The sequence below is a fragment of the Peptostreptococcus stomatis DSM 17678 genome (assembly GCF_000147675.1).
GTDB lineage: Bacteria > Bacillota > Clostridia > Peptostreptococcales > Peptostreptococcaceae > Peptostreptococcus > Peptostreptococcus stomatis.
The window spans coordinates 1-22,906 of record NZ_ADGQ01000035.1 but is presented as its reverse complement, the minus strand read 5'-3'; the positions used below and the strand labels follow the sequence as shown (position 1 = coordinate 22,906).

Below are 22,906 nucleotides of genomic sequence, written 5' to 3'. Positions count from 1 at the left end.
TTTGTCCTTTAATTTACAGTTTTTTATAAATCTGGTCTACTTTCCCATATTTGTTTTTTATCTACTACATAAAATTATCGGTGCAAAATGCACCGATAATCTTATTTTGTATCAATCAATAATTCTTTTGGGTTTTTCCTCAGAATGCTTGATGATGATATTAATAATGATACAACAAGCACTAAAATCATGAATATAACTACATATACCATAGATTTAGGCAAGATATGAACATCTAAACTTGTCAATGTCTTGTTAAAGCCATCAACTTCAGCCCCCCCACCAAGCTGACTAGATGAAGACTGTCTTGCTATCTGCTTAGCTATATCACTAGTAACCTTATTTAATATACTATTTCCAAGTATCTTTCCTGTATAACCGGCCAAGAAGTAAGCTCCTATAAAGGCTGGTATAGATACAAATACCAGTTCAGTTATAAACTGTCCAAAAATTTTCGCCTTTGAAATTCCTAGCGACAATAGGACTGCAATCTCTTTCTTTCTGGCATTCATCCATAAGAATAGTAGTAGTGAAACTACAATACCTGCGAATATTAATGATCCAGCAAATAACTTATTTGCTATTGAGTATATACCTGATATCGACTGCTGTAATGCAGGGTAATTTGATGAACTCTTGATTAGATTGTATTCTCTCCAATCAATGTCAAGTCTTCCAAGGTCCTTTATAACCTTGTCCAAATTCTTATTACCCTTTACAAAGAATGTTGCATCCTGGTAGAAGGCATTCTCTTCATTATATCCATATACCTTAGCCGCTGTATCTAAATCAGTGATTAAAGTATTTTCATAAAGTTCCTGGGCTGCACTTACACCACCGTTATTGTGGCCGTCAAACAGACCCTTAATTTCTGCCTCTACAGTTTCATTTGCACCCTTTTCATTATCGGCGTCAAACAAGTTAGATTTAATTTTTATCTTATCTCCAACCTTTAAATTGTTCTTCTTGGCCAGGTCCTTATGCATTAACACCTTATGCTTATCATTGTTAGCTAAGTGAGAACCCTCAACCAACTTATAGGCCCCTGATACAAACTTAGTTTCCTTAGATGAATCATTAACCCCTGTTAACATAACGGTTCTTTTAAAGTTTTTTGCCCTCTCAGGAGATTGATTGGCAAGTGTTTCATCAGTTTCTATAATGTCGTGATCAACTAAATCAGCCACACTGTTGATCCTCTTAACAAAATATTCTATATCCTTAGAATCAGATATTTTTTTAATATCCTGTCCTCTTACATTACCACCACCCCTGGCAGTACCCTGATTTACTTGCCTGTTTATTTCCATAGAGAAACTATTTGTTATATTACCAAAAGTTTCCTGTGAAGCCCTATCTGTTGCATCCTTAATAGACAAACTTATTAGACTAAGTGTTGACATGGCTAAAATTACCAATAGGATTATTAAGGATTTCAAACTTTTTCTTGTTACATATGCAAATGCGTTTTTTATCATTCCTACACCTCCTAGATAAGACTATCAACCTTTTTCAGTTTTTTGTCACTCAGCTCTAGAATAATATCTGCCGCATTTGCAACTTCTTTACTATGCGTTACAACTATCACGCACTTATTTCTTTCCTTAGCCAATTTCTTTAATATCTCTATTATCTCTTCTGCTGTAGCACTATCAAGATTTCCAGTAGGCTCGTCTGCTAAAATTATAGGAGCTTCTGATACCAAAGCCCTAGCTATAGCAACCCTCTGCTGCTGTCCTCCCGACAACTTCATTACATTTCTCTTTATCTGACTCCTATCAAGTCCTAGTTCATATAAAATTGTTTCCGGTGCCTTGCTATTTACTAACCTGATATTTTCAAGTGGAGATAAATAGTCAATTAAGTTATAATTTTGAAATACCAGGGATATATTGTTCTTTCTATGGTTAGAATATCCCTTTTTTTCTATGTCCTCATTTTCAAACAGAATTCTGCCAAGTTTTGGCTTATCTAGACCGGCTAAGAGGGAAAGTAGCGTTGATTTCCCTGTACCGGATTTACCAATTATCGCATAAAATTGTCCAAGTTCAAATTTTTGATTTACTGATAATAAAATATTTTCTCTAGAATTTGAATAACTGTATGTTACATTTTTAATTTCTAATACGTCCATTCTCTTCTCCTAACTTATTTTTGATAATATTTCTTTTGGTTTCTTTATTAAAATCATTGCACAAGCAATAACAACTGATATCACAATAATACCTATTAAAATACCATAACTCTGTATAAAGGTAACTATATTGTCTAAAACACTGCTGTTTTCAAGCAGGTTATTAGTAAGCGTTGTTGAGCTGTCAGGATCCATAAATCCACCAACCATTTGGCTTAACAGCAAATTCCCTATGAACAAAGATGCTACTATAGCCGGCAAAGATATCAATATCAACTCAAGCATGAATTGACCTACAATCTTGACCTTACTTACCCCTATTGATAGGAGGATACCTATTTCATAAATTCTTTCCCTCAACCATAAGATTAGTATTAATGAAAGAACTATTACTCCACCTATCATAATAGAAAATGTCATGATTTTGATAATATGCTTTATACCGCTCAAGGATTCTAAAGACTCCTCAAATGCATTAGAATCTTTTTCAATAGCATACTTTGACCAATCAACCTTAGACTCTTTTATTTTCTTTAAAGCTACATTAGTCTCTTCTGCACTATCTGAAAATAGTGCAAGCTTATTAGCAACCTTCTTACTTCCTCCCCTATTCAATGCCTTTTGACTTGATTCATAGTCAACAAACATTGTGTTTTCACTAAAATCGGAAGACAAACCTGTATATTTTTCCTGCTTTTTCCCCGAAAAAATTCCTACAATTTCAAACTTATATTCCTTATTTGACCCCTTGTTATTTATCTCAACTAATTCAAGGCCAATCTTATCCTTTAATTTCAAGTTGTTTTTCTTAGCAAAATCTTCATGTACAAGGACCTTTCCACGATCATTTTTCTCAATATTCCTACCCTCTTTAATCGTGAAGACACCACTAGTGAATAATACATTCCTCTTTGTATTACTTGTGCCTTCTACAGACACAACATTTTTAAATTCACCAGGCAAATCTTCTCTTTCAATCTTCTGTTGCCCCTCAACAACCTTGGTGTTAGTTGGTTTGGCCATCCCATTATACTGCGGAACGACCTCTCCAACCTCTTTTATTTTTTCTATGTTTTTAAATTGGTCTATCTCGAAATAGCCATTAGCTTTCTTAGTTATTGATAGAGAAGAATTTGAAGATTTATACAAAGTTTTCTCTAAACTATCACTTGATTTCATTATATTTAAACACGAATACAAACAAGAAAGAACTAGTGTCAAAATAATGAAGACTATAACTGTTCTATTCTTTTTTCTTGAAACGTACGCTATAGCATTTTTAATCATTTTTTACTAAGCTCCCTTCTAGTTTTTGTTTCAATAATCGTCTAGTTTTTAATTCCACAACTTATTGCATCCACAGGACAGGCATTCTTACACCTACCACACCTGATACATTCCAGGTGGTTGCAATTTTCAACCGGGTCTATATTCATCTGACAGACTTTTTTACATCTACCACAACTGATACACTTGTCCTTATCCAGTCTATACCTGAATACTGAAATAGGGTTGAAAACTGAGTATAGGGCTCCAAGAGGACAGACATACTTACAGAAAGGTCTGTATACCATTATCGAAAGTAATATAGTAAGTACTAGAATTACTCCCTTCCAATAGTACAAGAAACCTATGGCCCCTCTCATACTCTTATTCATTAATACAAGTGGTATTCCTCCCTCTAACATACCAACCGGACAGATAAGCTTACAGAAATACGGAGACCCCTGTCCTAAAATATCCACCAAGAATAAAGGTAGTATTATTACAAACACAAGCAGTATTACATACTTCAATTTCCTCAAATGCTTATCAAACTTGAATGTTTCCACCTTTTTAAAAAATGGAATCTTGTGTAATAAATCCTGGACTAGTCCAAATGGACATAGCCAACCACAGACAAATCTTCCTATAAGTGCGCCTATCAAAAAGATAAAGCCAACTACATAATAGCTAAACTTATAGTTCGAATTCCCTATTACTGCCTGTAGCGATCCTATCGGGCAAGCACCTTTTGCCCCCGGGCATGAATAACAATTCATACCCGGAACACAAACTTGCTTCAGGTTCCCACCATATATTTTACCTGTCTTGAACCCTTCAAAATAGGAATTAGTAATCAAAAACCAAACGGATTGAAAAAGATGTCTAAAACGATCCCTTACTTTATATTTATTTTTTTTAGTACTACCATTTATAAATCTTTTAATCCTATCCAATTCCAATACACTCCATACAAATTCTTATTGCCTTATCCAAAACGACCCTAGCTTCCCCGTTGCTATGTCCGTAGTAAATCATAGCCATACTGGCAAATACGATTACTAGAGATAAGACACGGCTCTTTAAAATTTTCTTAATCATATACCCTTCACCGCTTTACACTTACTTATTATTCATCTTTACTTATTTCTTTATCTTTGCTAACTCTTTTTCTATTACCTGCTTCCATTCACTTGCAGTCTTTGCTCCAGAATAAGTGTCACCTACGATGTTACCATTCTTGTCAACAAAGAAAGTTTCTGGCATAGCCTGTATACCGTTTAATCTACCATTGAAGTTTGACTTGTCTGGCATTAGGAATGGATATGAAGCCTTAGTCTTCTTCTGGATTAACTTAGACTTATCGATTGCTTCCTTGTTATTACCATTATCATCAACAGTATCTGTAACAACTCCAACTATGTTTACACCCTTGCTCTTCATTTCATTCTGAACCTTAACCAGGTCAGGAATTTCCTTTACACAAGCTGTACACCAAGTTGCAAATACATTTACCATAGTAAGGTCATACTTTCCAAATTCCTTACTTGTAAATTCCTTACCATTTATATCCTTTGTTGATAGGTTACGTAAATCCTTAGCTGATCCCTTATCAAATGCTTCTGTACCTTCTAAGTCTTTCTTTTCTGATAAAACAAATCCATTTTCTGGACGAGCCTTCTTTTCTATAATATCAACCTTAGTCTTGTTGAACTCTTCTGCAAAATTATCTTTTGCTCCACTCTTAGTACTTATGTAGTAAGTATACTTACCATCTGAAGATTCACCTAGCTTCTTATGAGTATCACACTTTGTGATCTTAGAGATTTCATCTTCTGACATGCCCTTTTCGAACATACCTATAGTTCCCACTCTTTCAAGCTCGCTCTTCCACTTTTCGTAGCCATCACCCATCTTATCTATAACAGCATTCTTCTGTTCATCTGTCATCTTGTTGAAAGTCAACATAGCGTACTTTAAATCCTTTTCTACAGGACTCTGATCATCTAGCATTGCTAAATTCTTTCCATCTATGTCCTTTCTAATATTGTCTGAAAGTTTGAATTTAAGTCCTAAAAATTCATACGTATATTCATCCTTTGATGGTAGAGTATAATCTGCAGGCTTAAATTTATTATTGCCCTTAGCGTCAGTTGTCATACCTGCCTGTTCAGATGTTACTGACTGATTTTCTTTTGCCTTGCCCTTGTCTTCACCTTTCTGACACCCCACTGCACCTAAAGTAATACATAGGGTAAGTAGTACAGCTGCTCCCTTTAATGCTCTCTTCTTCATAATTGACATAATTTTTTCCTCCTTAAATATCTTTCATTTTTTTAAATTTCAATTTAATAAAACAGAATATCCTTGGTTCACATATCAAATATAACTGTTTACAAGTACATACTACAGGACTTTTATGAAACATTTATGAAATGGGATTATTTTTTTATTTTTTTTGACTTATTGGGAATTATTTTTTTGTACCTTATATTTAAATGCTGCAAAAAAAGAGATTTCCTACAATTAGGAAACCTCTTTTACAACAATAATATTTAAGATAAAGTATTATTTATTTGCCTATTTTTTTGTTGTCAGTGTATCTTATTGATATTTCTACCGCAGTATTGTACCTATCACTTCCTGCTACTCTTTCCTTATTCTTTATCTTTATAGAATCCTCTATTTCTTTAGATACTGAATTATAGCCTCCACCAATCAATACATTTTCTACATTCCACTTACCTATTGTCTTTTCTGTTATAGGGTGAAGTTTTTTAGGTGTAGTAAGAAGTATTGGTGCTTTAAACTTAGCAGCTAAAGAACTAATAGTAATTCCATCTGGGAAGTTTGTTCCATCAACTAGTATTAAATCGTTTTTGTTACCTGTTAACTTGTTTACTTCATTAGCAACCTTATAGGCAGTTTCATACCTGTTTTCTCCACCAATCCTATAAATATTTTTATTATTTAACTTCAGTGTATCTTCAATATTTTTAGAAACAGAATCTTTTTCTCCACCAATAGTCACTTTATTTATTTTCCAAGTACTCAACAGTCTATTAGTTATAGCATTTAATACTTTTGGCTGAGTAAGAAGTATTGGAACTCTCTTTTGATTTGCCAAAGTTGAAAGAGTTATAACATCTGGGAAATTTGTTCCATCAACTAGTATTACTTCATTTTTATTATCACTTGTAAGTCTAACCTCTTCACCAATTTTTTCTGCTGTTTCATATCTATCCTTACCAGCTATTCTTCTCACACTATATCCAGCTTTTTTAAGCTGTTTTACTACATTTTCTGATATAGATGCAGGACCTCCAGAGATAATCACTTCATCAACACCCAATCGCTTTATTTCCTTCATGGTATTGTCAGAAACTTCATTTTCATTAGTTAAAAGTATCGGACACTTCTTCTCATTTCCTAGAACAGTCGCAGTAAGTACATCAGTATATTTGTATCCACTGGCTAATATCACATGTTTTTTAGAAATATCTTCTCCAGAAGCTCCTCCTCCACTCGGTCTTCTTTTTACAACCACTTTAGCAGTCTTAGTGATATACTTACTTGGTTCTACCTTATATGAGTATTTAACCCAATATGTACCCTCTCTGGTATTATCAACATTGTTCTGTACTTCAATTTCATTATCTCTTAAATCTCGACTTCCACCTATAAGTTTACGCCAAGTTAAATTATCAAATTTATTCCAAGTACTTCCTACATCAATTGTAATATCTTTTGTATCCAGTACTTTATGTAATTCCACATAGTAATTTGATAACCATACTTTCGCTTTCTCATCGTAAGTACCAAACCTTATCTGTTCCCCATCCTCGTTTGTAAGTCTCAAGCCTCCTGTCATACTGTAAGCATAAGATGGCCATAAGCCTTTAGCTGTACTATAATTTACACTATAGCCTTCATCCTTTACTGCATTAAAAATCCTTTCTAATTTAATTAGGTAGCTTGAATGATCATAAACAACATCATCACTTCCATCTGCAATATACTTTTGCAAGCTATGTTTGTTTAAAAGCTTAGACATACTATATATCAAATCACCTCTTTGAACAGCTGGCATAATAGCTTGAACTTTTGGTGGAACCTGTTGGTACTTATCATTTTCCAACTTATATGCTCCAACATATACACCACTAATCCTATCATTAACATTATACATATATTTTGAAAGCCTTATTTTTGCCCTAGTAGTTGTCTGAGATAAATCTGTATAATTTACAACTGGAACATCCATATAATCCCCTTGCTTAGCATTATTAGTAGTTAGGGGAATATTTACATTGATAGTATCATTAGGATTAAGTGCTCCTGTGAAATGTATTTGATTTACTGATGACCAAGGAAAATCACTCATAGCTTTTGCCTGGGCATAAGTATAATTTCTATTACCAGTACACCTTAATTCAATATTAAAATCCGAACTATAAGTACCTGTTATTACTTCAGATATTCTTGTTGTATCAATGTGTTTAGCAATAGGAGCATCAGGGTTTATTGTCCCTAAATCAAAATACAACTTTATATTTACCCTCTGACTTGTAGTATTTTTTAATTGACCAATTAGAGCCAATTCACTAGAATTTGTCATATCATATACATCAGCACTAGCTTGTACTGCTGCATAATCATAATCATAGTCAGGATGAGCAGGATTCCAAGGTGCAAGCATATCCCAGTTCTTAGATGAATATTCCTTACTTCCTGTCTTATTATTTTTTGCAACAAATCTAGCAAAATATTCTATTCCATTGTAGTTAATCGATTGATCTGGTGTCTTGCTCAACGGATTATCATAAAAACTATGTATACTAGTCCTATCTGTTGATGCATATACAGCATTATTAGATTGTAATAATCCAACAACAACAAAGCAAATCATAACCATCAATAAATGTTTCATTTTTCCCATTAAAATTCACCTCTTTTTTTAAGAATTATATTAATTTAACTAATTGATTATAGAAAAACTTTATATTTTGTAAATTTTCTAAAAATTCTCCTATTTATATCCAATTTTACATCAAATATGCACTTAATACAATATCTTTTCGCAGTATATTTGCTCAATAATATTTTTTATATTCATCACATTCAATTATCCTTAATTATCCGCTCTTACGTTTTGAAATCAAGAAAAACAGCATATCTACAATCATATAAAATTTCATTTAGCTAAGTCAAATTATCTAAGACCTCTCCAATATCATCATCTATACAAATACTCCTGTCTTCAATTTCCTTTGGACAAAATGCTTCCATTATTATCGTAATAATTCTTCATAATATTTCTTATCCTCATCTTTAAAGACATTAAAAATAATCCTATCCATTGAGTTTGGATGTTTTAAAGACCACTTTCCTACTGTATTTACAGCAATCTCTGCTGCCCTCTTGTTAGGAAAATGAAATACACCTGTCGATATACAAGAAAAGGCCACACTTTTTAATCCATTCTCCAAACACATATCCAGAGTATTTGTATAACAGTCTTCCAGATTTTTTTCTGACTCTAGTGTAAGCTTATTGGCTACAATAGGCCCTACTATATGAATTACCTTCCTTGCAGGAAGATTGTAGGCATCTGTAAGCATAGGTATAGCTGTAGCCTGTTCATAATCAGGCCCATACCTGGCCCTTAACTGGTCCATTTTTTCATTACATTCTTGCCTTAGCTGTATACCTGCAAAGGTATGGATTTGGTTATCTATGCAAGTGTGCATAGGTAAAAAACATCCCAACATCATAGAATTGGCCGCATTGACTATTGCATCCACTTCTAGCCTAGTTATATCCCCCTGCCAAATAGATAGGTTATCTTTAGCCACAGGAATATCAGCTAGCCTTACTATGCCCTTTTCTTGTGCACGACCAGTTAGGTAATCATCTTGTATCCTTATTACCTGGTCAGACATTTTCTTTGGCATACGGATATTCATGAGAGAGCGTAGTAGGGCCTGCTTCTCACCAACGCTATCTGGAATTGCTATCTCCTTGTAGTTATCAGAATCAGCCTTAAATTCTTCTAAAAGGTAGTTTAATCTTTCTTCTTGTGTTCTTAACTTATCCATATAATTACCTTCTAACATATCCTTATTCATTCTCTTATGGTTTTCAATTATTCTAATTTTGTCTTTTAGTTGCATATTTCAATCTCTTCTGCCCCAACATAATACAAACTGCTGGAGTCTTCTGGTTTTAAATCAGGGAAATCTTTCGCTGATAGACCCCAGATTACATTTCCCTCTAGAATCCCTTTTTCTCTACATTTTCTTTCAAATTCATCTAAGCCTGTAATATAGTCTTTTGCTAGCTCTCTCACACTAGATAAATAAGGCCTAGTAGAGAACCAAAAATCTTTTTTATCCAATTCCTCTAATCCCATTTCCCTACAAAATCCGCACTTTAGACCCTCACTTGGTTTGGCTCCCTGTCCCTTCTTCCATAGTTCCATTTCGTTTTCATAGGGTTCATTATCCCAATACTGTTCAAAATCACCCTCTTCAAGGTTTCCAATCCATACATAATAAGTTTTCATATTGTCCTCTTCACTTTTATACAAATGTTCTTGACTTTTTCAAATCAGCATCTATTTCACGATAAGCAAATATCTATTTCTAACACTTATCGAGAAAAATATTTCTTGCATTGGCTTCTGTATCATCTCTTTCATCAAAACCATCATAGGGTGCTTTAGGATCATGAACTTTTGGTTTTCGCCTTAGTGAATTGCAAATTTCATCTACATGAGCAAAAGCAAAGTTTATATCATCAGTCCAACCGGTATGTCCTGTAATGATGTTTAACTTAAGCTTTCTTTTTCTAAGGATTTCTTCCAATCTTTTAAGTGATTTAATTTGCAACTTTCTATCTTCCGCAAGAGTATTTAAAAATGCGTAACCACCATCCGCTCCAAACCAAATCGTATCTCCTGTAAATAAATAAGCATCATCAATCAAATATACAAGATGTCCCCAAGTATGTCCAGGCACGAGAAAAGCTTCTATCTTAATATTACCAATATAAAATACTTGACCATCATCGATTAAAACTTTTCTATTATCAATATACACTTGAGGCAATTTATATAATCCCCAAAAGACTTTACGTCGTTTACGACCTTCTAAATACTCATTTTCAATTTCACCTATATATATCGTTGCTTTGCTAAATATGCCATCACTGTCTTTTTCAATAGCCCCAACATGGTCTGTATCTTGATGGGTAATTAAAATTTCTTTTATATCTTTCGGATCAATATCAAGCCACTGCATCTTTTCCGCAAGTCTATCATAGTTATATCCTGCATCAATCATAATAGTATGACCATCTTTCGTATAAAAGTAAATATTGGCTACATATTCCCTAATACAACTCACTCTCTTATCTATAAAACCTGTATTTAAGGGTTTAAATATTTCTTTTCCTCGAAAGGCAAAAGACATAAATCTTACTTGGAATTTTGAATCTTTTTTCGCCATAATGTCTCACCTTTGTTCCTTTTTTAGCCACTATATAAAATTACACCCTTGTATCAAGTATTGGATACATATTTTCTATAATATAAAAGAGTAAGAAATTCTTACTCTTTTATATTATTGTTCAATTCTAAACAATTTATCCTCTTGTGATAACTCTAAAACAACATTCGCTTTATTCAATAGATCATCAGGCAATTTATCTTTCAATATTGAAATTACTAATTGAATATCTTTTTTCATAACAAAATCCGCAACTTTCGACAATTGATTATCATGCATTAATTCTTTTTTATCATTTAATAAAAAATGTAAGCAGGATATTCCTTCTTCATCTGCAAACATTATATAAGCCAAATCAAAACATAGGATTTCTCCTTGCTTTTTGCCTGAACTCATATTTGAGTTAAATGTAGTAAATTTATATACTGGCTTGTTTGTCTTTTTATTATTGATAATATCATATGTCAGAGCATATTTTTCTCCATATAGCTCATATGATACAGAAGAAAAATATTTGTTAAATTTCGTTATTTGTTTTTTAAGTTTTTCTTGAAAACCAGAGGAATATAAATATTGATCAATGTTTTCAAGTTCATTCTCTATTGCTTCGAGAATTGAATCTACCTCGTTTATTTGTGAGATTGTATTTTCATATTCACCTTTTAATCTATATTTTTCATTTATTTCAGAAATAATATTTTCTAAGTCATTAAAAGAATCACTTTTAGAAATTTTTAGTGACAACTCTTTTTCATCACTTAACAAAGCTTTTAAAGTTCTCTTTTCATTTTCAATTCTATCACTTAAAGAAGGTAACTCTTTTGTTATGAATGAAATTTTTTCCACTATCATCTTATTGTGATAAGCAACTAAATCTTCAAATGTTTTATGCAAATTAGGGATATATTCTTTTGACTCACTATACAACAATCTTAATTGCTCTAAATCAATTGAAGCCACGTCTTTTTCCATCTCATTTTTGGCTTCAACAATCATATCCCTTCTTATTTCTAGTTTAGTAATAAGTGAACTTAATCTATTTATTTTATATTTTTTTTCATTTAGTCTATTTAAATCTTCTTCAAAATTTTCATTAATATTCAATAATGATTTTTTGTTATTTAACTCAACTATTTCATCCTCAATGATAGCCAATGCTACCTCATATGAATTCTTTTTCTGTTTTTTTTCAATTCTTTCTTTATATGCATTCTCCTGCTTTATCTTATTAGTAAGCGCCTGTTTTTTAGCTCCGCTATCAAACCCACAACCTAAGAGATATAAATATAGAGTTTCGTATTCAACATCAGAAGTAAAAGAATCCAATGTTTTTAATGTCTTATTAATACTATTGTCCTTATATCTAATATTATGAGATATTATTTGCTTAAAAGAAGGTTTTTCGTTTTTATGTTCTGGAAAAATTTTTGCTAATAGTTCATTTTCAAAATCTTTTTTCAATATTGATTCGCCATTTATTTTCCTTATAGCATTTTTCCCCGATAAAAAATTACGTTCAATAACTATTCGATCTTTTTTTTGTATATTAAATCCATTTGTCAAGGTTAATGTTACTAACACTTCCTGATTTATTAAAAAATTTTTAACATCTTCATACACTTTATTTTTATTTTCTTCATCTGTATAAATATCCTTACCTTCTCCTCCCATACAAAAATAAATTAATTTTAAGACTGTTGTCTTACCAACATTATTCCCTGTTGATTTTAAGTCATCTGTTAAAAGGGTGTTATCAATTATCAAATTCATACCTGTATGAAAATTCATCTCTCGAATTGTTTCATACTTAGTAGAAATTTTCAATTTTTCTATAAACATTTTCTTACTACCCCTTTCTCACTTATTTGAGCTAATTGTATTAAATACAACCAATCTAAACTCAATACGAACATAGAAAATGACATGTCATTTGACTTTTTTACATTATAATATAATTCTAAAAGCTTTTGTTCAGTTTTTTTTTCAAGTTCCGTTAAAATAACAGAACCATTATAATAAATACTAAGTTCAGGATGAATATTATCTGGTAATAACATGATTGTATCCCTCCGGATTCTTAAATATTTTACATCTAATAAAAGCATCCACAATCAGTATATCAGTACACATTTGTAATTCTTCCATCGGCATTTCTATATAATTACTGCTTTTAATTATGACTTTCATAACACAATTAATTATTTCATAAAAAATATTCGTAGGAGTATTATATAATCTATTTGATTCTATATACTGTCTTCTAATTTCTTGTAATACAGAGAAACTTTTATTTTTACCTTCTTTATCAAACTCACTGTATATTTCATCAAGCCTGTGGTAAAAGATTTTATAATCGTCAATTATATCTTTAACATCTCCTAAATCATTAAAAAAAATCTTATCCTCTATTGCAAAAGAATTGAGTTCTGGAGAATCAGCATTAATATCAAGTGTTTCCTCTGCTAAAATATTAATAACTTTAGCTAAATTTGACTCAATTTTAACGCAATCAACTTCCTCCCCTAATTCAACTTTTATAAAATCATATAACTTTCTTTGCTTATGAACTGTCTGGTTTAAAATTTTTCTAAGGAGTAGCGCAACATCCCATATATCCTGTTTTGGATCAAAATTCATACTATATGGATTTTGAAAAGTTTTGTTTTTTAGAGAAGTAGATGCATTCTTAGAAATAGACATAAACTTGTAGCTGTAATCTTTATATTTAGTATATACAGCCTTACTTAGCGAACTTTCGATTTTTGCTGTTGTACAAGTTGAAGAAACTTGTACAACAACTTTATTTTTATGATCTATTAAATCTATACCATCTATATTTTGATATGAGAAATTCAAATTTTCTAATTCTAAATCAAAAATAATATTACACAAACAAGCAAAAAAATTCTCCGAATGGATATTAAGTTCCAAAAGGTTTAATTTGCTTCGCACTTCTATTCTATATGCTAACATATTTAATTTTTCTTCTATATAATCAAAATAAATTGTCCTATTCACTTAATACCACTCCTTTCTTACTATATTATTCTTTGAATAGTAAATATGGTTCTATCTCCAAAGCATCTGCTATTTTTTGTACATTATCCAAGGCTATGCTTCTTTTTTTACACTCCAATGCACTAATATATGTTCTATGCAAGCCAGATTTTTCTGCAAAAGCTTCTTGCGATAAACCCATTTCATTTCGATATTTTTTAAGGTTTTTAGCAAAAACTTCTATGATATCCATTATACAGTACCCCTATTATTTTTAAATATTTTATCACTTTTGAATACAATCAGTCAACATACAATGAGTAACATACCATGAGGTCAGCAATCAAATTTCCAAACAATCTCCACCTTGTCCTTGTCATAAACATGGATTCTGTCTATGACTTCATTGATCCAGTCTAAAACAAGTTCTCCTTTCGCTACTGCTTCTCTTCGCTTATCTACATTCAGATGATGTATTGAAACTGTATTTTCTTGTATTTTATCCTCTATGACCGATATTTCTTGCTCGATGTTCTTTGCTCTTTGTGTCAGGGATTCTCGTTTTGCAAAATACTTATCTTTCTCTATAATACCTTGTTTATGCCTTTCACAACACTGTATTTTGGAAATTTGGTTCTTTTGTTGTTCTGCTTCCAGCTTTTTCTTTCGCTCAATCAGGCTCTCACAAAGACTTTTTCTGACTCTATGCTCAATCATTCTCGTCTGCTCTTTTTCAAGAAAGCTCTCGGTATAAAGCTGAATTTCCTTTGACACGATTTCTTCCCGTACCAAAGCTTGTATCTTTCCTTTCATACAGCCACAGTCTTTTGCCTTGTACCGATATGGACAATAATATCCGTCATTTTTACCATAGTAAACAGAATAGCTCATCTTATGATGACATTTCCCGCAATAGACTTTATACTGAAGAATATGAAAATGCTCCGTTCTCGGCTGATATGTTTTGCACTACTGCTTAATCGGTTTTGAACTTCCACAAAATCCTCTTTAGATATGATCGCTTCGTGCATATTTTCCCGTATAATCCAGTCCTCGCTATCCATCCATTATCGATGTTCCGAGCTAACTTCGTATACTCTGGTCTTTCCACCAACAATTGCTCCGGTATAGATTCGTTGGGTCAAGAGATTGCGAACAATCTGCCCTGTCCAAATCCCCGTTCCTCTTGGCAGTCCTATGTGCTTACTGGGTGTTAAAACTTCTCTCTCAATCAAGTCTTTAGCAATCGTAAACATACTTTCTCCGCTTAAATATCTTGCAAACACTTTTTTCACGATAGGTTTTACTGTTTCATCGACAATGAACTGATGATGGTTGTTTTCATCTTTCACATATCCGTAATATCATAAAATATTTTATTTTTCTATAATTATAATTAGATAACAATATTTAATTATTATTTCCATCATATTTTATACAATCCTACATCAAAGGTGCTACAAACCTCCACAAACACTGGACAATCCTAAGTGAAGTAGACCTACCACTAGCATACTTGTCTGTCACCTCATAGGACTGGTCAAATATATGCTCAAAGTCTGCCCTCATATCCTTTATACAATCTACATTGTGCATAAATACCCCATTTTCAAAATGGTGGTAGAGACTCCTATAGTCCATATTTATAGTGCCTATGATGGCTGTCTTGTCATCTGATATATGTTGCTTTGCATGTATGAAACCGGGCATATATTCATATATCCTGACACCATTTCTAGCCAAACCACCGTAGTAGGACCTGGTCATCTTATAGACTATCCTCTTGTCTGGTATACCTGGTGTTACTATCCTTACATCTACTCCCCTCTTGGCAGCTGATGACAATTCTTCACTCATATTGTCATCTATCAAGAGATATGGGGTCGTAATATATAGGTAGTCCCTGGCATTTTTTGCCATATTCATATAAGCATTTTCTGCCAATAATTCTTCTTTTAGTGGGTTTTCAGCAAATGGCTGAATTATTATATTCTTATCACTTTGAAGACCTTGACAAGTTTCTTCAGTCTCAGTTTCTGTCCCTTCTTCCTCCCACTGGTTTATCAGTGCCTTTATATCTTCATTTATCTTCTTAGTAGACTTGCTGGCATGCCACATTTCCAAAAACATCAGGGTCAAGCTATCTACTGGCCTGCCCTCTATCCTGATGCCTGTGTCCTTCCAGTGGCCATATGGGTTTACCAGGTTGAAATATTCATCGGCTAGGTTGTACCCACCTGTAAAGCCTATCTTGCCGTCTATTACAGTAATCTTTCTATGGTCCCTATTGTTCATAAATACATTCAAAATAGGTCCAATCGGGTTAAATACCCTACACTTGATTCCCTCGCCCTCTAGCCTCTTCCTAAAAGACTTGTCTATAAATACAAGGCTACCTACATCGTCATATACTACCCTTACATCCAGGCCTTCTTTTGCCTTTTCTACCAGTATTTCCTCTATTTCCTGGAAGGATACGGAGTCCTCTATGGCATGGTATTCCATAAAGATAAACTTTTTAGCCTGTCTCATGGCCTCCTTCTGGGCCTCAACGCCTAGCTTGGCATCTGGATAATATGTGACCTGGCCTTGATTATAGGCTGGAAACCTACCTATCTTAGATATATAGTGTACCTGGCCGTATATATCAGGTTCTGACTCCTTAAGATCCGCTAAAAGGTCATCATCCTTATACAAATATTGGTATAGCTTGTCCATGATATATTTGAACCGTCTTTTTACTGCATACTTAGATATACGGCTGGCAAATATACTGTAAAGTATCAAGCCCGTTATTGGGAATATCAACAAAAGAACCATCCAAGGTATTTTCATTGCTGCATTTGTGTGTTTACCATAAATTCTAATTACTAGCATTAGGGCTAAAAAGTGACTCAATCCTTCTGTTATTGGATATATGTCATTTATCCACTTGACTTGGTATATTACCCAAAAAACCTGCATTACCAAGGCTATACCGGCAACTAGAAATCTTTCCTTACTGTTATTTTTTGTATTTTTCCTCTTGTCCACTAGTCTACCCCTTTCTTAGCTAATTCAGCTATCTGGCTAAATTTTCCTATTATATATTCATAGGATTGGGGCTTGTGAGGAAGGGCACAATCTGTACAATCCTTTATCCCCTTATCACCATATTTGAAATTGCCTCCACACCTCTCTCCCAATACATAGAGAGGGCAATAGCAAAATAGGCAGTTGAAATTTTCTGGACTTATCCCCTTGTGACAGGGAAAGTATTCACAATCCTTATTGGCAAAAAACTTATATGAATTTTCCATCCTATTATCCTTTCCATAATTTTATCTACTTACTTTTATATTTAATGTGTCTATCTACTCTCATCTAGATATTTTCTTATCTTACAATATATAAATACAGCTATCCATAACATAGGACCTATCTTATCATATGTTTACTATACCTAAACTATATTATATCACACAAAGAAAAGAACTGCCTATAGAAGCCATCTTGACCTTTATAATACCTATATTTATGCAACAAAAAAAGATGTACCCACAAGTTAAATGCGCGATACATCTTTTTCCCGTGGATGGCCTATGCCATCCTTTTTATATTAATTTATTTTAAGTCCTTAGGCTTGAATTTTTCCGGTACTACTGCCAGATATTCTTCTTCAGTCTTCCTAATCCTGTCTGGATCCTTGAAGAAGTCCTTAACCATGGCTATTATTACACCTGATAGGAATAGTAGTCCCACCAAGTTTGGTAGGGCCATTAGACCGTTTACAGTATCTGATATTGCCCAGATTGCCTGTAAACCACCTATTGATCCAACAAATACCAATGGAATATATATTAACCTGTATACCTTTACAAACTGTTCCCCGAATAAGTACTGAGTACACTTTTCTCCATAATATGACCATCCCAAAATTGTTGAGAAGGCAAACAGTGTTAAGCCTATAGATACTATGTACTGGCCACCGCTAAATCCTGACTGGAAGGCCTTTGTTGTAAGGGCTGCCCCCTGTAAGCCTGATGTCCATTGTCCAGATACCAATATTACCAAGGCTGTCATTGTACATATTACTAGAGTATCGACAAATACCTCAAATACTCCCCATAGACCCTGTCTAACCGGATGGTCTGTAGTTGCTGCTGCGTGAGCTATTGGTGCACTACCCAAACCTGCTTCATTAGTAAATACTCCTCTAGCCACACCATTTCTTAGGGCCAACATCAAAGTAGAACCTGCAAATCCACCTACAGCCGCATGTCCAGAAAATGCTGAACCAAATATCAATCCAAAAGCGTGTGGTATTTCACTTGCATTTATAAATAGTATTACTATAGCTCCTACTATATAAAAGGCTGCCATCAATGGTACGAACTTTTCTGTAACCTGTCCTATTCTCTTGATTCCACCCAATACTACTACTGCTGTCAATACTGTCAATACTATACCTACAACCTTCATATCTACATTGAAAGCTGCATTTAGTGACTGGGCTATAGAGTTTGACTGTGTCATATTACCTGTACCTAGAGACGCCAAGGCACCAAATAGGGCAAATATTTTTGCCAGCCATTTCTGACCTAACCCTCTTTCTATGTAGTACATAGGTCCACCTGAGTAGGCATGTGAATCCTTTTCCTTAACCCTGTATGTTACTGCCAAAATTACTTCTGCAAACTTTGTAGACATACCTAGTACAGCTGATAGCCACATCCAAAATACTGCTCCTGGACCACCTACTGCAATGGCTAGGGCAACACCTGCTATATTACCTGTACCTACTGTGGCTGCCAGGGCTGTAGATACTGCCTGAAAGGCCGAAATTTCTCCCTCTCCACCAGAATTTTTGTCGAACATCTTCAATAGGGTATTCTTCAATACATAGCCAAACTTCCTTACTACTACGAATTTAGTCCTGATTCCTAAGAATAGGCCTGTTCCTAGTAGCATTATTAGCATTGGCCAACCCCATACAAAATCACCTATAATTTTGTTTAATGCTAAAATACTAGACATATTATTAAACCTCCATCCATATTTTTCGTTTTTTAAATAATTACATCTAATTACATACTCTATTGTATATTTTTTATATGAAATTTGTATAAAAAACTTATTTTTTAAAGTCACTTAATTGTAGTAAATCTATCAAACCTTATATTTACGTCCTATTATTATATTTTTCCTGTAATTATAAATACTATTATCTTTCAGGAGTAACGATTTCCTATCCTCTAGCTTTAAAAAAAATTTTTTATATAAATTTAGTTTTTTTTCTGACAAATTTCGTATATGATTACTTTTTATCCCGCCAAAAAAATATTATTAGGTTTTTTTTATTATAAACTAATATATTATTAGAATTTTTTAACATGAATTTAATGTGAATTTTTTGAATAAATTTATATATTGCATGGTTCTAAGTATGTTTTTTATTCCCATAGTGTGATATAATCGAATAAAAACCTAGAAAAATAAACTATATCAAGGAGGTGTATTCCTCAGGGAAAACTATGAATGATTTAAATATAAACAATGAAGACATAATAAATTTAAAAGAAAAGGCCCTTTGTGTTGGTCTTAACCTAACTAGTCTGGTAAAAAAGCCTGATGATATCGATATTGAAGACTCCATGTTGGAGCTAAAAGAATTAGTCCAGGCTGCTGGTGCCGAAGTGGTGGGTGACCTAATACAAAATAGGTCAAGTATAGATGCTGCTACCTATATGGGGTCTGGTAAGATTGAGGAAATAAAGGCCTATGCGGATAGCCTGAATGCCAGCATGGTGGTCTTTAATGATGAGCTATCCGGAGCCCAAATCAGGAATATAGAAGATATTGTAGGTAAGAAGATAATCGATAGGACCACCCTGATACTGGATATATTCGCCCAGCGTGCCCTAAGTCGTGAGGGTAAACTCCAGGTTGAACTTGCCCAATTAAAGTACAGGTTGCCAAGGCTTTATGGCATGGGTGGTCAGATGTCCAGAACTGGTGCAGGTATTGGTACTAGGGGTCCTGGTGAACAGAAGTTGGAGAAGGACAAGAGGCATATCCTAAACAGGGCAGCCAATATCAGGAAAGAACTTAAGGAAGTAGTAAAGATAAGAGATATACAAAGGGCTCAGAGAAGCAAGAACAGGGTGCCAATTGTTGCCCTTGTAGGCTATACGAATGCCGGCAAGTCTACCCTCCTAAATGAGATAATCAAGACCCATCCCGACTATGAAAAGGACAAGGAAGTATTTGTCAAGGACATGCTCTTTGCCACCCTTGATGTAACCCTAAGAAAGGCCCTGCTTCCAAATAAGAAAGAGTTTTTAGTAGTAGATACGGTTGGTTTTGTCAGTAAACTACCCCATGACCTAGTCGATGCCTTCAAGGCAACCCTTGAAGAAGTAACCTATGCTGACCTTATCCTTCACATTATAGACGCTACAAATACCAGCTCTGATATACAAAAATCCACTACGGAGAGTGTCTTAAAGGACCTAAAGGCTGATGATAAGTATACTATTACTGTTTACAATAAGATTGACAAACTAGACCTGGATATCTATCCAAGAAACCAAGAGGACATGGTCTACCTGTCTGCCAAGAAAAATATAAATATGGACAAGTTGATGGATATGATTCAAAAGGCCCTGGACAAGGACTCCTACAAGGTAAAACTCCTACTACCATATGACCAAGGCAACATCTTTAGTAGCCTTAGTGACAAGTATGCCATAGAAGCTTTTGAATACCTGGATACCGGTATCAGTGTGACCTTATCCTTGGACGAAATAGACTATAACAAGTACAAGAAGTATATTGAAATCCAGTAACCCATCTATAATCCTGAAAATTTCAATATAATATTAGATAAAATATATAGTCCACTAAAAAAGCTAGGGTGTTCACTTGATTTGAACCTCCTAGCTTTTTATATGTCCGACTTATTAAACTGCCACTATGAATTTATTATATCTATTATCTGATTATACTTATTTTCATAGTCCTTATTCCACTTATCACACATGGCCTTAGCCTCTTCCTCTGTATCGACATTTACGTTAACATTCATGACATTTTGGCGACCCTTTATGATTACCAGGTTGACCAGGTAAGAAGAATCCCCCTGCAGGCTGTAGTGGGTTTGTTTTTTTATCTGCGTAGATAGTAACTCCTCCTTATTATCCCTTATATAGTCATCTATCTTCTTGACAAAAAATTCTGGTATCCTGTTTTGGAAGTAAACCAATACTTCTAGCCCACTCTGGGTAAGGGCATTTAACTTTGTATTATTCTTCTCATAAGTTGTTATAAACTTTGCATCCATCATCTTTGGTAAGAGTGCCAGCAATACAAAGTAGTTTATAACACCTGTCCCCAATATTATTTCTGTCAACTGGGAATCTGTCAGGTCTTCATCCATGCTATTAAGCGTATATAATACGATCAGTTTTTCTAAGATTAAATCATCTGTACTGTTATCTAGCATACCTACCTCCTATATACACATATTTTTTATATCCGATTATCAACTACTATTCTACCATACTTTTATCTATAATACTAAAAAGCTATAAATTTTTTGCAAATATATAACTACAAATATATTTATAAATAAATATAGAAATTGTCCGTATTTTAGCCCAAACTGTGCTATAATTATCTTGTTTAATTAAAAAAGATCCCTTGATACAGGGTCTTTTAATATAGTTGCAGGAGTAATTTAAGAAATGGTAAATTATAGAAAAAAAGCATATAAGGTCTTAGCAATAGGGCTTTGCCTTCCCCTTTTGATGCAGGCAAGGGCCGGTGCTGAACAGAGGTTTAGTGATTCATATTCACGTTCTGCCATAGTAAGCGATACAGATACTAATAGGATTGTATATGAAAAAAATGCCGACCAGGTAGTGCCCATGGCCAGCCTAACAAAGATGATGACCCTACTATTGACATTTGATGCCATCTCCCAAAAGAAGGTAGACTATAAGGATATAGTTACTATACTACCATCCGATGTCAACAGGGTGGGTACTAATATAAAGTTAACAGCAGGTGAACAAATCAGTCTGGAGGAATTGATGAAGGGTATGATGATAGTGTCAGCCAATGATGCTGCCCTAGCAATCAGCCACCATGTCTCTACTACCTATAGCAAGTTTGTAGAAGATATGAACGCCAAGGCCAAGGAAATAGGCATGGAAAATACTGTTTTCTACAACCCTAATGGCCTACCTACCAGTATAAATGTAGGTGGCAAGCCTGTGGGGGTTGAGAATAAGACAAGTGCCAGGGATGTCCTAGTCTTATCCAAGTATCTTTATGATAAGTATCCTAACCAGTTGACTGCTATAACAAATATGTCTTCCTATGTCAATCCAAAAAAGGCAATAAATGAGGAAAATACAAACCCTCTTTTACCCCTAATCGCCAATGTAGACGGACTTAAGACCGGCTTTACAGGTGCAGCGGGTTACTGCCTGGCCTACTCGATGAAGATTGATAAGGGCAATGGTAATGATAGTGCAAATAGGTTAATAGGAGTTTCCCTAGGAGCTTCCAGCAAGGAAAATCGTAAGCTAGCATCCTACAATACCCTAGTTTATATAAATAACCACTACAAGACTAAGTACCTATACAAGAAAAATACTACCATAGATAGGCCCGTAATAAATGGTATACCTTTTATAAAGTTTGACCTTGTTGCAAACAAGGACCTTTGCCTTATACAAAAGGACACAGAAAAACTAAAAAAGACTATAAAATACAACTCTGTCGATATTTTTGCAGATAATGACCAGCCCCTGGCCAACCTTATATATACAGACGACAAGGGTAACCAGGTTGCCTCTTTCGATATCAGCACTAGGACCCCACTTAGGGATATGCCTTTCTTGGAAAAGTGTCTAGTCAGTGGATGTGCTATTGTTGGCAAGGCCTTAGACCACATAACTGATACTAATGTTGGCCCTCGCTATACTTTTTGGGAATAATATGATTAAAAATTTATTAG

The 22,906-nt window shown here is 33.9% G+C and carries 21 protein-coding genes and 1 pseudogene; 2 read left to right on the top strand and 20 right to left on the bottom strand.

Going from position 1 to position 22,906, the window contains the following annotated elements; translation table 11 throughout:
- Positions 1-101 precede the first annotated feature (101 nt).
- The 19 genes and pseudogenes from HMPREF0634_RS03255 to HMPREF0634_RS03170 form a co-directional block, all read right to left on the bottom strand.
- Positions 102-1,478, bottom strand: coding sequence for an ABC transporter permease (locus HMPREF0634_RS03255; protein ID WP_007789115.1), 1,377 nt, complete (start codon positions 1,476-1,478; stop codon positions 102-104).
- Positions 1,479-1,489: 11 nt separating this feature from the next.
- Positions 1,490-2,134, bottom strand: a complete 645-nt coding sequence (locus tag HMPREF0634_RS03250) for an ABC transporter ATP-binding protein (RefSeq protein WP_007789044.1) — start codon at positions 2,132-2,134, stop codon at positions 1,490-1,492.
- A gap of 9 nt (positions 2,135-2,143) precedes the next feature.
- Complete coding sequence (locus HMPREF0634_RS03245; protein WP_007789075.1) at positions 2,144-3,421, bottom strand: ABC transporter permease; 1,278 nt, start codon at positions 3,419-3,421, stop codon at positions 2,144-2,146.
- Between the two features lie 41 nt (positions 3,422-3,462).
- Positions 3,463-4,353, bottom strand: a complete 891-nt coding sequence (locus HMPREF0634_RS03240; protein ID WP_007789047.1) for a 4Fe-4S binding protein — start codon at positions 4,351-4,353, stop codon at positions 3,463-3,465.
- A complete protein-coding gene (locus HMPREF0634_RS10195; RefSeq protein ID WP_330360470.1) occupies positions 4,346-4,435 on the bottom strand; it encodes a CD1871A family CXXC motif-containing protein in 90 nt (29 codons plus the stop codon). Before HMPREF0634_RS10195 ends, HMPREF0634_RS03240 begins: the two co-directional genes overlap by 8 nt.
- Before the next feature lie 105 nt (positions 4,436-4,540).
- Positions 4,541-5,692 carry a TlpA disulfide reductase family protein gene (locus HMPREF0634_RS03230; protein WP_040565707.1) on the bottom strand — a complete coding sequence of 384 codons (1,152 nt, stop codon included), beginning with the start codon at positions 5,690-5,692 and terminating at the stop codon, positions 4,541-4,543.
- A gap of 277 nt (positions 5,693-5,969) precedes the next feature.
- Positions 5,970-8,336 (bottom strand): cell wall-binding repeat-containing protein, encoded by a 2,367-nt coding sequence (locus HMPREF0634_RS03225; RefSeq protein WP_007789100.1) that lies wholly within the window; start codon positions 8,334-8,336, stop codon positions 5,970-5,972.
- 352 nt (positions 8,337-8,688) lie between these two features.
- Entirely contained in the window at positions 8,689-9,495 is an 807-nt protein-coding gene (locus HMPREF0634_RS03220) for a protein-ADP-ribose hydrolase (protein ID WP_040565706.1), read from the bottom strand.
- Positions 9,496-9,560: 65 nt separating this feature from the next.
- Positions 9,561-9,962 carry a hypothetical protein gene (locus HMPREF0634_RS03215; RefSeq protein WP_040565702.1) on the bottom strand — a complete coding sequence of 134 codons (402 nt, stop codon included), beginning with the start codon at positions 9,960-9,962 and terminating at the stop codon, positions 9,561-9,563.
- A 79-nt stretch (positions 9,963-10,041) separates the two neighbouring features.
- Entirely contained in the window at positions 10,042-10,905 is an 864-nt protein-coding gene (locus HMPREF0634_RS03210) for an MBL fold metallo-hydrolase (protein WP_007789113.1), read from the bottom strand.
- Positions 10,906-11,019: 114 nt separating this feature from the next.
- Positions 11,020-12,744, bottom strand: coding sequence for a DUF2326 domain-containing protein (locus tag HMPREF0634_RS03205; protein WP_007789005.1), 1,725 nt, complete (start codon positions 12,742-12,744; stop codon positions 11,020-11,022).
- Positions 12,735-12,962 (bottom strand): ABC-three component system middle component 6, encoded by a 228-nt coding sequence (locus HMPREF0634_RS03200; RefSeq protein WP_040565701.1) that lies wholly within the window; start codon positions 12,960-12,962, stop codon positions 12,735-12,737. Before HMPREF0634_RS03200 ends, HMPREF0634_RS03205 begins: the two co-directional genes overlap by 10 nt.
- Entirely contained in the window at positions 12,946-13,923 is a 978-nt protein-coding gene (locus HMPREF0634_RS03195; protein WP_007789030.1) for an ABC-three component system protein, read from the bottom strand. Before HMPREF0634_RS03195 ends, HMPREF0634_RS03200 begins: the two co-directional genes overlap by 17 nt.
- Before the next feature lie 25 nt (positions 13,924-13,948).
- The gene (locus HMPREF0634_RS03190; RefSeq protein ID WP_007788957.1) at positions 13,949-14,155 is read right to left on the bottom strand and encodes a helix-turn-helix domain-containing protein; all 207 of its coding nucleotides are present in this window, start codon (positions 14,153-14,155) and stop codon (positions 13,949-13,951) included.
- Positions 14,156-14,238: 83 nt separating this feature from the next.
- A complete protein-coding gene (locus HMPREF0634_RS09960; protein ID WP_243440506.1) occupies positions 14,239-14,715 on the bottom strand; it encodes a hypothetical protein in 477 nt (158 codons plus the stop codon).
- 74 nt (positions 14,716-14,789) lie between these two features.
- Positions 14,790-15,158, bottom strand: a pseudogene (locus tag HMPREF0634_RS09955) (recombinase family protein).
- A gap of 187 nt (positions 15,159-15,345) precedes the next feature.
- On the bottom strand, positions 15,346-16,935 hold the full coding sequence (gene cls / locus HMPREF0634_RS03180) for a cardiolipin synthase (protein ID WP_007788940.1): 1,590 nt from the start codon (positions 16,933-16,935) through the stop codon (positions 15,346-15,348).
- Positions 16,935-17,201: a cysteine-rich small domain-containing protein gene (locus HMPREF0634_RS03175; protein ID WP_007788951.1), complete on the bottom strand. Its 267-nt coding sequence runs from the start codon at positions 17,199-17,201 to the stop codon at positions 16,935-16,937. The genes cls and HMPREF0634_RS03175 overlap by 1 nt, the downstream gene beginning before the upstream one ends.
- Positions 17,202-17,505: 304 nt before the next feature.
- On the bottom strand, positions 17,506-18,918 hold the full coding sequence (locus HMPREF0634_RS03170; protein ID WP_007789083.1) for an alanine/glycine:cation symporter family protein: 1,413 nt from the start codon (positions 18,916-18,918) through the stop codon (positions 17,506-17,508).
- 497 nt (positions 18,919-19,415) lie between these two features.
- On the opposite strand from HMPREF0634_RS03170, the gene hflX reads away from it, so the two are divergent.
- Positions 19,416-20,729: a GTPase HflX gene (hflX, locus tag HMPREF0634_RS03165; RefSeq protein WP_007789097.1), complete on the top strand. Its 1,314-nt coding sequence runs from the start codon at positions 19,416-19,418 to the stop codon at positions 20,727-20,729.
- Positions 20,730-20,854: 125 nt separating this feature from the next.
- Here the strand turns inward: hflX and HMPREF0634_RS03160 are convergent, their stop codons facing one another.
- Positions 20,855-21,385, bottom strand: coding sequence for a DUF4364 family protein (locus HMPREF0634_RS03160; protein WP_007789009.1), 531 nt, complete (start codon positions 21,383-21,385; stop codon positions 20,855-20,857).
- Positions 21,386-21,626: 241 nt separating this feature from the next.
- Here HMPREF0634_RS03160 and HMPREF0634_RS03155 point away from each other — a divergent pair, with 241 nt between their 5' ends.
- Entirely contained in the window at positions 21,627-22,886 is a 1,260-nt protein-coding gene (locus HMPREF0634_RS03155; RefSeq protein ID WP_007789020.1) for a D-alanyl-D-alanine carboxypeptidase family protein, read from the top strand.
- Positions 22,887-22,906 lie beyond the last annotated feature (20 nt).

Bases quoted from the DNA above. Each gene is read 5' to 3' on its own strand.
- HMPREF0634_RS03255 (WP_007789115.1), bottom strand. From the start codon at position 1,478: ATGATAAAAAACGCATTTGCATATGTAACAAGAAAAAGTTTGAAATCC.
- HMPREF0634_RS03250 (WP_007789044.1), bottom strand. From the start codon at position 2,134: ATGGACGTATTAGAAATTAAAAATGTAACATACAGTTATTCAAATTCT.
- HMPREF0634_RS03245 (WP_007789075.1), bottom strand. From the start codon at position 3,421: ATGATTAAAAATGCTATAGCGTACGTTTCAAGAAAAAAGAATAGAACA.
- HMPREF0634_RS10195 (WP_330360470.1), bottom strand. From the start codon at position 4,435: ATGATTTACTACGGACATAGCAACGGGGAAGCTAGGGTCGTTTTGGAT.
- HMPREF0634_RS03230 (WP_040565707.1), bottom strand. From the start codon at position 5,692: ATGAAGAAGAGAGCATTAAAGGGAGCAGCTGTACTACTTACCCTATGT.
- HMPREF0634_RS03225 (WP_007789100.1), bottom strand. From the start codon at position 8,336: ATGGGAAAAATGAAACATTTATTGATGGTTATGATTTGCTTTGTTGTT.
- HMPREF0634_RS03220 (WP_040565706.1), bottom strand. From the start codon at position 9,495: ATGGATAAGTTAAGAACACAAGAAGAAAGATTAAACTACCTTTTAGAA.
- HMPREF0634_RS03215 (WP_040565702.1), bottom strand. From the start codon at position 9,962: ATGAAAACTTATTATGTATGGATTGGAAACCTTGAAGAGGGTGATTTT.
- HMPREF0634_RS03210 (WP_007789113.1), bottom strand. From the start codon at position 10,905: ATGGCGAAAAAAGATTCAAAATTCCAAGTAAGATTTATGTCTTTTGCC.
- HMPREF0634_RS03205 (WP_007789005.1), bottom strand. From the start codon at position 12,744: ATGTTTATAGAAAAATTGAAAATTTCTACTAAGTATGAAACAATTCGA.
- HMPREF0634_RS03200 (WP_040565701.1), bottom strand. From the start codon at position 12,962: ATGTTATTACCAGATAATATTCATCCTGAACTTAGTATTTATTATAAT.
- HMPREF0634_RS03190 (WP_007788957.1), bottom strand. From the start codon at position 14,155: ATGGATATCATAGAAGTTTTTGCTAAAAACCTTAAAAAATATCGAAAT.
- HMPREF0634_RS09960 (WP_243440506.1), bottom strand. From the start codon at position 14,715: ATGAAAGGAAAGATACAAGCTTTGGTACGGGAAGAAATCGTGTCAAAG.
- HMPREF0634_RS03175 (WP_007788951.1), bottom strand. From the start codon at position 17,201: ATGGAAAATTCATATAAGTTTTTTGCCAATAAGGATTGTGAATACTTT.
- HMPREF0634_RS03170 (WP_007789083.1), bottom strand. From the start codon at position 18,918: ATGTCTAGTATTTTAGCATTAAACAAAATTATAGGTGATTTTGTATGG.
- hflX (WP_007789097.1), top strand. From the start codon at position 19,416: ATGAATGATTTAAATATAAACAATGAAGACATAATAAATTTAAAAGAA.
- HMPREF0634_RS03160 (WP_007789009.1), bottom strand. From the start codon at position 21,385: ATGCTAGATAACAGTACAGATGATTTAATCTTAGAAAAACTGATCGTA.
- HMPREF0634_RS03155 (WP_007789020.1), top strand. From the start codon at position 21,627: ATGGTAAATTATAGAAAAAAAGCATATAAGGTCTTAGCAATAGGGCTT.